Here is a 12,459-nt window from a genome sequence, read left to right as displayed (position 1 = left end):
CTTTGGTGAAAGCAGTAATTTTGTTATCAGGTGGTTTAGATTCCTCAACGGTTTTATACCAAGCAAAGGCGGATGGGTACGAATGTTATGCGATTTCTTTTGATTATCAACAGCGACATCGAAAGGAATTAGAATCTGCACGAAAAATTGCTGAGTGTGCCGGAGTAGTAGAACATCAAGTAGTGAATTTTGATCTCACTTTATGGGGCGGTTCTGCTTTAACAGATAATCGTCTGGATTTACCCCAGAATCGATCACCCGAAAAAATGGCTGAAAGTATCCCTATTACCTATGTTCCGGCGCGAAATACGATATTTTTAAGCTTTGCTTTAGCCTACGCAGAAGCCATCAGAGCTCGTTGTGTTTATATTGGTGTAAATGCGTTAGATTATTCCGGTTATCCTGATTGTAGACCGGATTATATTCAAGCGATGGAAAAGGTGTTTTTATTGGGAACACAACAAGGTCGAGAAGGAAATCCGATCACGATTAAATCCCCATTGATTCATTTAAAAAAAACAGAGATTATCAAACTCGGAAATCGTTTAGGTGTTCCCTGGAATTTTACTTGGTCTTGTTATGCAGGAGATACAAAAGCTTGCGGGGTTTGTGATTCCTGTCGTTTACGATTAGCTGCGTTTGCAGAACTGGGATTAACTGACCCGATTCCCTATAGTCACTGTTAAATTAACTGCAAAAAACCATAAAAAATAGTAGGGGTTTTTAACTCCTACCCTGCTGTTAGTTTTAAGTGATTTAATCGATGATTTTAATTTCCCCTGTATGTAACGCTCTTTGGAGAGTATAAACCAAATGTTGCTCATGTTCATCAAGTTGGCGTAATAACCAGTATCTCAGTGCATATCGTTCTTTCCGACTCATACATTGAGTCCTTAAAATCTCCTCAATCATTTGCTTGAAACTCAAGGGAGAAAAGGATAGAGGTTCAGACATAAACATACCGAAAGGCAATCCACTAAGTGTTTTAAATATCTATGATCACCTCACTCTATTTAATAATTTCTGTGTTATTCTGTATGTGATCGTTCTCATGGTTAATCAGTGAGATTGATCACGACAAGGTAAGCGGATATTAAATTCAGTATTATTACTGATCAACTAGGGTTATTTTTGTTTAAACAGAGTAATTTTCCTACGGAGAGTGAGGTGATGATGACTCTAAAAATTTAAGAATAGGGTAAAAAGGGACAAATAGAGCGAAAAAGTGCTATTCTCTGGCGAAAACTTTACCCCAAGATGAACTTTGTGGTATTGTTCAACAAATTAGAAGAGTGTGATTTTCTATTCTCACTCAACTTATAGCGTTTTTATTAGAGATGTAAAATCTTTCTGTTCCCTGTTTTTAACTTAAGGAGATTCCATTGAAAAAACTATTATCAGTCCTTATTTTAGGTTTTGTATTGTTAACACTACAACTTCCTAAACCTGCATTAGCACAAGAGGCTTTAAGTGGATCTCAAATTTTTTCTAACTCCTGTGCAGCCTGTCATATTAATGGAAATAACGTGGTCGTTGCCAATAAAACCTTGAAAAAGGAAGCCTTGATCAAATACTTAAAGGGATATGAAGAAGATGGTCAAGGAGCCATTATCAATCAAGTCACGAAGGGAAAAAATGCAATGCCAGCCTTTAAAAATCGGTTAACGCATGAAGAGATTAAAAGCGTTGCAGCCTATGTTTATAAACAGTCTGAAAAAGGATGGCAGAACTGAGAATATAGGACTTATACCCAACCCCAAACAAACCGGGTTTCTGGTTTATCTAAAAGGATTATAACCTCAAATTTATGCTCAAAAAACCCGGTTTATGTATCAGAATACTAGGCGTTGGAATCAATTCCCGGTGAGCAACGATTTCCTTTTTAAAATCTTATTTATTCTTAATAGACTTTTTGCTCGTGGCTTCTAAAAATTAAGGTTTCAGGAATTCAGCAGCCTGTAGAACTGGGAAGCAAAATTTCTGCAAAAATGTTATAGAACAGATGGGGAGTGAAATTTTCCAGTTCAACTCGAATATCTGTTATCTTGGATATCAAAACTATGCTGAACATCTTGCGAGTCGTGAGCCTCTGGAAATTTCAGAGTTGTCGGGTTCCCTATCACATTCCGTCAGTCAAATCTGTATAAAAAACCTCAATGTTGACACAATTTCATTTAACAGAGCGACATCATCATATCCTCTGGGCAACGATTCGTCACTATATTGCGACGGCGGAACCCGTTGGTTCTAAAGCCTTGGTGGAAGAATACAACCTGAAAGTCAGTCCCGCGACCATTCGCAATGGGATGGGGGTGTTAGAACGAGCCGGACTGCTCTATCAACCCCATACGTCCTCTGGGCGAGTCCCCTCTGATTCGGGCTATCGAATTTATGTGGATAAATTAATCACTCCCTCCGAAACTTTTGCGGATGAAGCGCTGCAATTATTAAGGGAACATCTTAATTTAAAAAACTGTAGTTTAGAAGCCGTTTTGCGGGGTGCGTCTCAAATTTTATCCACTTTGAGTGGGTATATTACATTAGTTACATTACCCCAAACTATTACAACCCGGTTGCGACATTTGCAACTGGTTTCTATAGAACCGGGAAAAATTATGTTAGTGGTGGTGACGGATTCCTATCAAACCCAATCGAGTTTAATCGAGTTATCTTCTCCCAATCATCCTTCCAATTCTAACACAATGGAAGTTAATCCGTTACCTGAAAATGAAGAAGTTTTAGAACAAGAATTACAACTCCTCTCTAACTTTTTAAATGCTCAACTCAGAGGAAAATCAATTTCTGAACTTTCCGCTTTAGATTGGAGTGAATTAGATCGAGAATTTCAACGCTATTCTGACTTTTTACGGAAATTATTAACCGATTTAAGTTGTCGTACCCAAACCCCTGAATATACTCGAATTTTGATTAGTGGAATTGCTGAAGTTTTACATTTACCCGAATTTTCACAATTACAACAGGTAAAAACTCTGATGCACTTATTAGAAGAAGAACAGGAACAATTGTGGCCGTTAATTTTTCCTCCATCTCAAAAAGAACGAGTTACAGTTCGCATTGGGTCGGAAAATCCCTTAGAAACAATTCAAGGATGTACTCTGGTTTCGGCTCAATATCGACGGGATAATATTCCGGTCGGAAGTGTGGGAATATTGGGCCCAACTCGGATGATGTATGAAAATGCGATCGCCGTTGTTGAAGCCGCAGCCGATTATCTTTCGGAAGCACTGAGTTAATCCTTAATTCCTAGATTCATCATGGGTTTAGAACTCTTAGAAAACAGTTTATTTTCCTTTGTTCATCTGCTGAGGTTTACCTTAGAAGCAATTTCGGCTTTTTGTGTGTTTCTGGGATTAATTACTACCTTAAAAATTGCCATCACGGGTTTCCGTCGAAAGCGAGTTTTTTCCTTTATAGAATTACGTCTCCACTTTGGAACGTGGTTAGCGTTAGCCTTGGAATTTCAGTTAGGTGCAGATATTGTTTCCACAACGATTACACCCTCTTTTCTTGTATTAGGTCAGTTAGCAGCCATTGCTGTAATTCGGACATTTTTAAATTATTTCTTGAATAAAGAACTGGAAAGCGAAACTAATTTTCAGAAAAAACTAGAGGAGAAATAATCTATTAGTTCTTAATGTTATTTTATGGTTAATCCCGAACAATTAAAACTTGCTGAACAAGCAATTACTGAGTTTGAAATCTCAAAAGTTCCTGGGGTTTGGATAGGACTGAATAAAACTCAAATTATTGCTGAAATGCGATCGCGTCTTGTTAATCCTTTTAATATTAATCAAGGATCTCAACCCTTTTGTGGCCCTGCTGCTATTGTGTTTGAACTGATTAGAAAAAACCCTCTGGCTTATATTCAACTCTGCCGCAATCTGTTTCAAATTGGCGGATTTCATACCCAAAGTAATCGTTGGATTTCTGCTTCTATTCGTTTACAAGAAAGTCAAGGAAATTTCCAAATGCCTCAAGTTGATTGGATGGTTTTATCCACCCTCAGAGAATCAGAAAACTTAATTTTTCCGGTCGAACCTAATGGGCCTAAATTCTTGCAAAATTTGGCAGGAATGACCAAACCTTGGGAAATTTCTGGCTGGACAAAGGAAATTTTAGGTTATCAAAGTGTTCGCACTCTTAACACTTATTTTTCTGGGGATTTATCCGCCCTTCAAGAAGCAAACCGCATCATTCAATCTGGTGGAGTTGCCTTTGCTTTAATCAATGAATTTGGATTGATTTTGAATCAAAATCCTCTAATTCCCTATCCTAGTCATTGGATTGCTTTACTGGGTAATCTTTCCCTTAATTCCTCTCAAGATTTAATCAGTTTTGAAATTTATACTTGGGCTAAAAAGATGCAAATTAAGATTAATTTAGACAGCTTAAAAACCCATCTTTGGGAAATTATAATTGGGATTTAGTCATCCTTAATTAGACTTCAAAATTTCCAATTAAAGAATTGGTAATAATCCGTCTCACTCCTACACTTCTTAACTGTTTGACATCCTCTAAACTATCCACCGTCCAAACCACCAGATCAACCCCTTGCTGGCGACTCTGCTCAACCCATTGAGGCTGTTCTAAAATCACGGGATAATACACACTCAAAATCGCATTTTTTACCGCTACAGCTTTTTGAAGTTGTTGTTCAAAATTAGAAACATCGGTAATAAAATAACCGAGGGAAATTTCGGGGAAAAATTCTCTAATTTTTCCTAAAAAACCTTCATTAAATGAAGTCATAATACTTCGAGTTAAAAGGTCTTCTTGAATTAAAAGTTGACCTAAATCATCCACTTCTCGATCTGACCATTCCGAATTAGGTTTAACATCAAAATATAGAAAATCTTTGACCATTTTAAACCCAGCTACAGCCTCTTCTAAAGTGGGAATTCCTTCCCCTGCAAATTGTTCACCAAACCATGCTCCCGCATCCAATTGTTTTAACTCAGCAATCGTTTTTTCACGAATTGTACCCGATGTTCCTGTAATTCGATTTAGTGTCGCATCATGAAAAATAACCGGAACTCCATCGGCTGAAATTTGTAAATCACATTCAATAGAATTTGCACCCTGTTGCAAAGCAGCAGTAAACGCTACTAAGGTATTTTCGGGTGCCATTACGGAAAAACCCCGATGAGCTATAATTTCTAAATCCACAATTTTACCTCCCGTTTCTATAATTATAATTTTACCTGAATTTGAGCATTTAAAAACGCTTGAACAGTTTGATTGAAACTATCGGGTTCAACTAGAAATGACCAATGATTTCCCGGAATCTTCTGAATTTCTAAGTGAGTTAAATACTTTTTATAAGGTTGTAATTGCCAGTCTTGGCGATTTACTCCTTTTTCCGGTTGAATTAATAACGTGGGAATATCAATAGCTTGCGTTAACCCTGGAACTTCTAACACCTGTTCAAAAATTTCATTTCGGGTGGGAATTCTAAATTTACTCCCCCAACTTCCATCGGGTTTCTGTTCCATTCCGGCTTGAAACAATTCCTGTTGTAAATCACTCCATCCCGAAAATTGAGCTAATTCTTTAGCTTGATTTTCTGCCTGTTCAAAACTCGTAAAGGGGCCGATTAATTTTAAGCAATCTAACTGACGATACAGCAGGGGAAGCATGAATTTAAACAGACTCGGAAAATTCATAATAAAAATGGGATCAACTAAGATCATACTATTAAATTTTTGAGGATTCTGCTTTGCCCAAATTGCTGCCACTTTTCCCGTCCAAGAATGTCCTAAAATATGAGCTTTTGACCAATTTAGATGCTCCATTAACGCTTCTAAATCTTCAATCACTTCCGTAAATGTATATCCGCGATCGGGTTTACTACTTTCTCCATGTCCTCGCATATCCGGTGCTATAATATGATAGCGATCGCTTAATTCCTCTGCTAATTTTTTCCAGACTAACGCTTGATCTGCTAACCCATGTAATAATAAAATATTTGTATCCGATGAAGCTTTAACCGCAGAATTCCATTCTAAATAAGATAGATTAACTTTAGATAATGATAAGGTTTTTCTAACAAAAGTCATAACTTCACCCTCTGAAAATTATTAATTGATCAACTGGATACAGATAGTATAAATGATTTTAGCAATCATACCCCTCCCCAACCCTCGCCCTTACCCCAGAATAGGATAGGATTGAGAAAACATGAGATAATTATATCAATCTTCTATTAATTTTATTTTGTAAAATTCAGAAAAGTATTATGCAATCATCTACAGACTGGCAACAGGTCAAAGCCTCCTTTAAACAAATTTGGGGTTATGATGATTTCCGACCGCCCCAAGGGGAAATTATCAAAAGCTTGTTGGACAAAAAAGATGCTTTAATTGTAATGCCAACCGGAGGCGGAAAATCCATCTGTTTTCAACTTCCAGCCTTATTACAAACTGGATTAACCTTAGTAATATCGCCCCTGGTGGCATTAATGGAAAATCAGGTTCAGGAACTTCAAGATCTACACCTTCCTGCCACCTTAATTCATAGTCAATTAATGCCCCAACAACGCCGTCAAACCTTACGTTTAGTTGAACAAAATCAATTAAGACTCCTCTATCTTTCTCCCGAAACTTTATTAAGTGTTCCGGTTTGGAGTGTAATTTCTCAACCTCATATTAAAATTAATGGCTTAATCTTAGATGAAGCCCATTGTTTAGTACAATGGGGGGATACTTTTCGCCCTGCTTATCGACGCTTAGGGGCGATTCGTTCAACTTTAATTAATCTGAAACCTGCGGGTACAAAAATAGCGATCGCAGCTTTTACCGCCACCGCCGACCCCGATGCTCAAGATATTATTAAACAAGTTTTAAAACTGCAAAACCCTCAACAATTTCTCCTCAGTCCCTATCGATCTAATTTAGAATTAAATATCAAAATTGTTTGTACTCCTAGGGGAAGACAACAACAGTTAATTCAATTTATTCAACCTCGAAAAAACCAAACGGGTTTAATTTATGCCCGCACTCGTAAAGACTGTGAACAATTAGCCCAATGGTTACAAAGTCAAAACTATTCAACTGTTGCTTATCATGCGGGGTTAGGTTCAGATGAACGCCGAAAAATAGAAAAAGATTGGTTACAGGAAAAGGTTAAATTTGTGGTGTGTAGTAGTGCCTTTGGGATGGGAATTAATAAAAGTAATGTCCGATGGGTTGCCCATTTTCAAGCTCCTTTTTTATTGTCAGAATATATTCAAGAAGTGGGACGTGCGGGAAGAGATGGTCAACCTGCGATCGCCCTCACAATTATTAGTGAACCCACAGGTTTTTTCTATCCTGAAGATAAACAACGGCAAAACTATTTAAAGGAAAACCTCCAAAAACAATATCAATTAGCCAATCAATTAATCAAGAAACTACCCTTAACAGGAAATATAGAAACCGTCTCTGAACAATTTCCAAATAGTGCGATCGCCCTTTCAATTTTACACGCTCAAGAACGATTAATCTGGCGCGATCCCTTCCATTATGAAATTCTCTCTAAACCCTCTAAATCGACTCTGGATCAAAATACAAAAGCCATTCAACAAATGAATCAATACTTAAAAACTCGTCACTGTCGATGGCAATTTTTATTACAAGCTTTCGGATTCAATTTAGATAATTCTTTCAAAAAATGCGGTCACTGCGATCGCTGTAAATCTAACTAGGATGGGCTACGCCCATCTTCTTTTAAAACATCCACCTCAATAAATCTTAAAAAACCTCTTGTTAATCCTTCAAAACAATGATATAATTATTTTTATTATTCCTCATAAAAAAAGGATTTTTAGAGGAATTCCTCACCCCCATTCATCAAATTCAAACAATGGAAACCAACACCACAGAATCAACCCTCACCTCCGAACAACACCGCCTAAAAATGCAACGCCGCAAAGAAGTTCAGGATCAACGAGTGGCGGAACGTAATCAAACCAAAGGATTAATTATTGTTAATACCGGAAACGGAAAAGGTAAAACCACCGCCGCATTAGGAATGGTGTTGCGTGCCCTCGGTCATGGCTATCGAGTCGCTATTATTCAATTTATTAAAGGCGCTTGGGAACCCGCAGAAAAAGCCGTTTTCAGTAAATGGCCTGAACAATTAGAATTTCATGCGTTAGGAGAAGGCTTTACTTGGGAAACCCAAGACCGAGATCGAGATATTGAAAAAGCGAAGGAAGCGTGGAATTTAGCTTTTTCTTTTATTCAAAATCCTGAGTTTAAGTTAATCCTACTTGATGAAATTAATGTAGCGATGAAACTGGGTTATTTATCCGTTGAAGATGTTCTGGCTGGACTGGCAAAGAAACCCCAAGATACTCATATTATTTTAACAGGTCGAGGCGCTCCCCAAACCTTAATTGAACAAGCAGACCTGGTAACAGAAATGTCCCTAGTTAAGCATCCATTCCGCGAACAAGGCGTAAAGGCTCAACCAGGGATTGAATTTTAAATATAGCAGTCGCGCCTGGGGTGTTAGGACATAGACTGATGCTAAAACCGCGCATATCGAATAGGTGTCGGGTGTCGGGTGTCGGGGAATGGGTTTGAGATTTGAGGTTTCAAGCTTGAGCTAAAAGAGTTCTTAGAGCCATCCTGACACCTGCTTAGAAAGAGAAATCTTTTCCTGTCTGTTCCCTGTTCCGTGTTCCCTGTTCCCTGTTCCCTACTATAAAATAGTGGTTTTCAATTGTGGCGATTAAAAACCCGGTTTCTCCAAGAAACCGGGTTTTTGAGGTCGTGATATTTAACTGGCTAAATATTCCCGAACTTGAGCTTTACGACGACGGAGATGGTTTAACGCTTGGTTTTCCAGTTGACGTACCCGCTCGCGGCTGATGTTCATCCGAACACCGACTTTAGATAAGGACATCTCTCGACCATCTTCCAAGCCATAACGCAGGGTAATCACTTCTCGTTGCTGCGGGGTCAAGTCCGCGAGTAAATCTTTCAAGTCCTGACGCAGTAACTCTTGAGTCACAAACGTATCGGCGGAGGTACTTTCATCTTCCAAGAGATCTTGGAGTTCGGTATCTTGATTATCCCCGACGCGCAAATCCAAAGACACCGGATGACGAGACGCCAACAGATAATCCCGAATTTGACTCGGCTCTAATTCTAATGCTTCCCCAATTTCCCCTGGAGTGGGGTTGCGTCCGAATTTCTGCACTAAGTCCCGTTGAACTTTTTTGATTTTGTTGAGTTTTTCGGTAATATGGATCGGTAGACGAATGGTGCGAGAATTTTGGGCGATCGCCCGCGTAATCGCTTGACGAATCCACCAGTAAGCATAAGTTGAGAACTTATATCCCCGCAAGGGATCAAATTTTTCTACACCCCGTTCTAAACCGAGGGTTCCTTCTTGGATTAAATCCAAGAATTCCATATTGCGTTTTTGATATTTTTTAGCAATAGACACCACTAAACGCAAGTTAGCTTCAATCATTTTTTGCTTGGCGCGGCGTCCTTGCGTCACGGTGGCCTGAAGTGCTTCTTCGCTGATTCCCACCGCTTCAGACAACTCTTGCTGACTGGGTTCGCGGCCCAGTTGTTCGGCTAGAGTTTCTTTCGCTTCCAACTGTTGCATCATTTGCTGCACCTGCTTGCCATAGGTGATTTCTTGCTCTCGTGTTAGCAAAGGAACACGCCCAATTTCATGCAAATAGGTACGAACTGTGTCAGTGGTGGCAGGTCGAGCGTTTTTGGAAGCCGCTTGATCTTTGTGTTTGGTGTTGACAGTTGGCATGGGTATGAATTACACTCCTAAAACAGAATTTACAGGGGTAGCAAATTTTCCTCCTCTATCTACAGGAGGTTTTACATGACTGGACAACACAGGTTCGATGGGGTTTCAGTCTTGGGGCTGGCTCCAAATCTTGTCTTGCTCTGTAAAGCTCAATTCTGTCCTATCCGTTTTTTCGCTGCGATTGAATGGTTTCTCTTTAGGGTCTAGGGCTATGATTTCCTTGGCGAATTGTGCTACATCAGCACCGTTGATTGTTTTCTCTCCTAGTATTCCCCAAAGCTTTATAACTTCATCCGGCTGTTAGGTCGCCAACCGAGGATCGGCTTAGACAGAAAATCTGTGTTGACTTTCCTCTCCTGCTTCCTGCTCCAGGAAGCTTAACGTTGTTTACATAGATTTACATCTCTCAAGATTATGACATACAACTGGGGGTAAAAGTCAAGGGCTTTATTCCAGAATTTATCATTGTAGCAAGTTTTGCTCGCATATTTTGATCATCCCCTAATTTTATTGATAATACAACTGTAGTAATTGAGTAATAACCGAACTTTTGATTGACGGTTAACTGTTTACTCTGTCCAGACGTGCCATGGCGCGTCTCTACTGACTGACCAGGTTTCGGTATTCGTGATTAATAAAATCTCGCCATCGGGAATAAAATCCGGTTGAGTGCGGGTAACAGTGGTGACAAAAGTATCAGGTTTTAGGCTAATAAGATTTAAGTTGATACTAATCCGCTAGTCTGGGTATTTTTCAAAATCCTAAATCATCTTTTGCTAACGCTGCTGCTTTTAATACCTTTTCATCTGACATTTCTGTCCAGTCAGTTTCTCCTATTTCTTGATAGAAGGTTTGATCATAAGGGCGAGTTCTAACTACAACAGGCATAGGGACAGCATGACCTAACACTAACGCTTGTTGTTTAGAATCTAATTTGGATAATACAGATCGTAAACTTTGACCCCCAGAAACCCCGGTAAAAATAGCATCAATATCTTTATCATCATTGAGTAAAGCAGTTATTCGGGTTCCCACTTGAGACATTACCTCAGCATCAATTCCAGAGGGACGTTGATCAACAATTAATAAGGTAACAAAATATTTTCGCATTTCTCGTGCAATGGTTCCAAAAATTGTAGAACGCACAATAGCCGGATCTAAAAAACGGTGGGCTTCTTCAATAGTAATCACTAACTGGGTAGGACGATCTACAGGATTTTTAGAGGCTAAAAAATTCTCCGATTTTCTAACATAAGCGTGGTGAATACGGCGAGTAATCATATTAGTCACTAACATATAAGATAGCATATCGGATTGAGATCCAAACTCCACCACGACATTTTTTCCCGCATCCAAAGATTGTAATATTTTATCTACATAATTAAACGGACAATTAGGACGCATATATTTTAAATTATCCATCCGTAGTAATTTCCGTTGTAACGACATAATCGATCCCTTATGTCCTCGACGTTCATCACAAAACAGTTGAATTTCTTCATTCGTCATCGATAACAATTGAGTAATCCAATCTTTCCCAAATTCACTGCGGAGAATATTAGCATTATCAATACTAGCTTCGGAAAGATTTAATTCCCGTTGCACTAACATAATATCTTCCACTTCAATTTGACTGTAACTCAGATATAATTCTTGAGCATCTTTAATTCCTCGCCGTCGGGTTGATTCAGGATCAAGAGTATAAACTTCGACTTGACCCGGAAATAGTTGTCTTAACCCTTTAACCGTATTAAATTGTTTCCCCTCCGATACCGCTTCCCAGCCATATTCTGAGTGCATATCAAAGATTAAATTAACGGCGGCTTTTTTCTTAATAATTCCCGATAATAATAACCGCGTTAAAAAGGATTTTCCCGTTCCTGATTTCCCGAAAACTCCATTACTACGTTCCACAAACCGATCTAAATCTAAACAAATGGGTACATCCATATCCAGGGGTTTACCGATGGCAAAATTCCGCCGGGTGGGGTCATCTTCCCAACCAAAAATAATTCTAAAATCCCGTTCGCTGGCTTCATAAACTTGGGAAAAATGAACTGGAATGGTTTTTACAGGTAACAGTTCAATTTCTGGGCTATTTGTTTGGGGTTGAAAAGAAGCGATCGCGGATTTTCCATTATTTTGAGGGCTATTGGGAGGGCGAGAAGACCTCGCCCCTACATTTTGTTGCGTGGCGACACGAATGAGTTCTTCTTCTTCGGAAAATTCCCGGCTCAACATTAACATCGGGCTCAATTCAATCGTTCCGTAGGTGCTATTTCCTGCTAAAATTGCCTGTAAAAAATCATCATCAGGGTGAGGAGGATTAGCGATAATTCGGGCGCTGGAGGTTCCTAATGAGACATCGATCAGCAAACAGAAAAAATGCGATCGCTTCCCCCGCACAACTAAAAATTTTCCGACCCGCATTTCCTCGACAGACACATCAGGATGTAAGCGAACTTCCAAACCTTTTGTCAAGGAACCTTGAATTACAGAACCCAGGGGTTTCTCAGTCGTCATAGTTCAGTTTTTGGGGGGGTTAGCAACGGGGAACTTTCGTTACGCATTGGGGGTTGATCGGAAGTTGTTGTATTGTTCATGATTCAACATTTTGATCTAAAATCAATCGCAACTGACAATTTCCCTGTCAATAATATCTACTGTTTGTTGTTTTCC

The 12,459-nt window shown here is 39.1% G+C and carries 12 protein-coding genes; 7 read left to right on the top strand and 5 right to left on the bottom strand.

Features of this window, described 5'->3' with window-relative positions:
• The first annotated feature begins 5 nt into the window (after positions 1-5).
• Positions 6-686: a 7-cyano-7-deazaguanine synthase QueC gene (gene queC / locus PL8927_RS11920; protein WP_083621598.1), complete on the top strand. Its 681-nt coding sequence runs from the start codon at positions 6-8 to the stop codon at positions 684-686.
• Positions 687-756: 70 nt separating this feature from the next.
• Here queC and PL8927_RS11915 read toward each other — a convergent pair whose 3' ends face one another.
• The gene (locus tag PL8927_RS11915; RefSeq protein WP_083621595.1) at positions 757-954 is read right to left on the bottom strand and encodes a hypothetical protein; all 198 of its coding nucleotides are present in this window, start codon (positions 952-954) and stop codon (positions 757-759) included.
• A 428-nt stretch (positions 955-1,382) separates the two neighbouring features.
• Here PL8927_RS11915 and petJ point away from each other — a divergent pair, with 428 nt between their 5' ends.
• The 4 genes from petJ to PL8927_RS11895 all read left to right on the top strand — a co-directional run bounded on the left by petJ (position 1,383) and on the right by PL8927_RS11895 (position 4,448).
• Positions 1,383-1,733 (top strand): cytochrome c6 PetJ, encoded by a 351-nt coding sequence (petJ, locus tag PL8927_RS11910; protein WP_083621593.1) that lies wholly within the window; start codon positions 1,383-1,385, stop codon positions 1,731-1,733.
• Positions 1,734-2,156: 423 nt separating this feature from the next.
• On the top strand, positions 2,157-3,254 hold the full coding sequence (gene hrcA, locus PL8927_RS11905; RefSeq protein WP_083621590.1) for a heat-inducible transcriptional repressor HrcA: 1,098 nt from the start codon (positions 2,157-2,159) through the stop codon (positions 3,252-3,254).
• Between the two features lie 21 nt (positions 3,255-3,275).
• On the top strand, positions 3,276-3,641 hold the full coding sequence (locus PL8927_RS11900; protein ID WP_083621587.1) for a DUF1622 domain-containing protein: 366 nt from the start codon (positions 3,276-3,278) through the stop codon (positions 3,639-3,641).
• A 24-nt stretch (positions 3,642-3,665) separates the two neighbouring features.
• Positions 3,666-4,448: a hypothetical protein gene (locus PL8927_RS11895; RefSeq protein ID WP_083621585.1), complete on the top strand. Its 783-nt coding sequence runs from the start codon at positions 3,666-3,668 to the stop codon at positions 4,446-4,448.
• Positions 4,449-4,458: 10 nt separating this feature from the next.
• On the opposite strand, the gene PL8927_RS11890 is transcribed toward PL8927_RS11895, so the two are convergent.
• The gene (locus PL8927_RS11890; protein WP_083621583.1) at positions 4,459-5,187 is read right to left on the bottom strand and encodes a glycerophosphodiester phosphodiesterase; all 729 of its coding nucleotides are present in this window, start codon (positions 5,185-5,187) and stop codon (positions 4,459-4,461) included.
• A gap of 23 nt (positions 5,188-5,210) precedes the next feature.
• Positions 5,211-6,077 carry an alpha/beta fold hydrolase gene (locus PL8927_RS11885; protein ID WP_083621581.1) on the bottom strand — a complete coding sequence of 289 codons (867 nt, stop codon included), beginning with the start codon at positions 6,075-6,077 and terminating at the stop codon, positions 5,211-5,213.
• A gap of 179 nt (positions 6,078-6,256) precedes the next feature.
• Here PL8927_RS11885 and PL8927_RS11880 point away from each other — a divergent pair, with 179 nt between their 5' ends.
• Together PL8927_RS11880 and cobO are read left to right on the top strand one after the other, a co-directional pair.
• On the top strand, positions 6,257-7,702 hold the full coding sequence (locus PL8927_RS11880) for a RecQ family ATP-dependent DNA helicase (RefSeq protein ID WP_083621578.1): 1,446 nt from the start codon (positions 6,257-6,259) through the stop codon (positions 7,700-7,702).
• Positions 7,703-7,860: 158 nt separating this feature from the next.
• Entirely contained in the window at positions 7,861-8,487 is a 627-nt protein-coding gene (gene cobO, locus PL8927_RS11875) for a cob(I)yrinic acid a,c-diamide adenosyltransferase (RefSeq protein WP_083621575.1), read from the top strand.
• A 294-nt stretch (positions 8,488-8,781) separates the two neighbouring features.
• On the opposite strand, the gene PL8927_RS11870 is transcribed toward cobO, so the two are convergent.
• Positions 8,782-9,780: an RNA polymerase sigma factor, RpoD/SigA family gene (locus tag PL8927_RS11870; RefSeq protein ID WP_083621573.1), complete on the bottom strand. Its 999-nt coding sequence runs from the start codon at positions 9,778-9,780 to the stop codon at positions 8,782-8,784.
• Between the two features lie 753 nt (positions 9,781-10,533).
• Entirely contained in the window at positions 10,534-12,303 is a 1,770-nt protein-coding gene (locus tag PL8927_RS11865; RefSeq protein WP_083621570.1) for a helicase HerA domain-containing protein, read from the bottom strand.
• Positions 12,304-12,459: the final 156 nt, after the last annotated feature.

Source organism: Planktothrix serta PCC 8927, assembly GCF_900010725.2.
Classification (GTDB): Bacteria; Cyanobacteriota; Cyanobacteriia; order Cyanobacteriales; family Microcoleaceae; genus Planktothrix; species Planktothrix serta.
Note: the sequence above shows the minus strand (reverse complement) of the source record. Positions and strands in the feature narration are given on the sequence as shown.

Excerpts from the sequence above, each read along its gene's own strand:
- PL8927_RS11900 (WP_083621587.1), top strand. The coding sequence starts at position 3,276 with ATGGGTTTAGAACTCTTAGAAAACAGTTTATTTTCCTTTGTTCATCTG.
- PL8927_RS11915 (WP_083621595.1), bottom strand. The coding sequence starts at position 954 with ATGTCTGAACCTCTATCCTTTTCTCCCTTGAGTTTCAAGCAAATGATT.
- PL8927_RS11885 (WP_083621581.1), bottom strand. The coding sequence starts at position 6,077 with ATGACTTTTGTTAGAAAAACCTTATCATTATCTAAAGTTAATCTATCT.
- PL8927_RS11865 (WP_083621570.1), bottom strand. The coding sequence starts at position 12,303 with ATGACGACTGAGAAACCCCTGGGTTCTGTAATTCAAGGTTCCTTGACA.
- PL8927_RS11870 (WP_083621573.1), bottom strand. The coding sequence starts at position 9,780 with ATGCCAACTGTCAACACCAAACACAAAGATCAAGCGGCTTCCAAAAAC.
- PL8927_RS11895 (WP_083621585.1), top strand. The coding sequence starts at position 3,666 with ATGGTTAATCCCGAACAATTAAAACTTGCTGAACAAGCAATTACTGAG.
- PL8927_RS11880 (WP_083621578.1), top strand. The coding sequence starts at position 6,257 with ATGCAATCATCTACAGACTGGCAACAGGTCAAAGCCTCCTTTAAACAA.
- hrcA (WP_083621590.1), top strand. The coding sequence starts at position 2,157 with ATGTTGACACAATTTCATTTAACAGAGCGACATCATCATATCCTCTGG.
- cobO (WP_083621575.1), top strand. The coding sequence starts at position 7,861 with ATGGAAACCAACACCACAGAATCAACCCTCACCTCCGAACAACACCGC.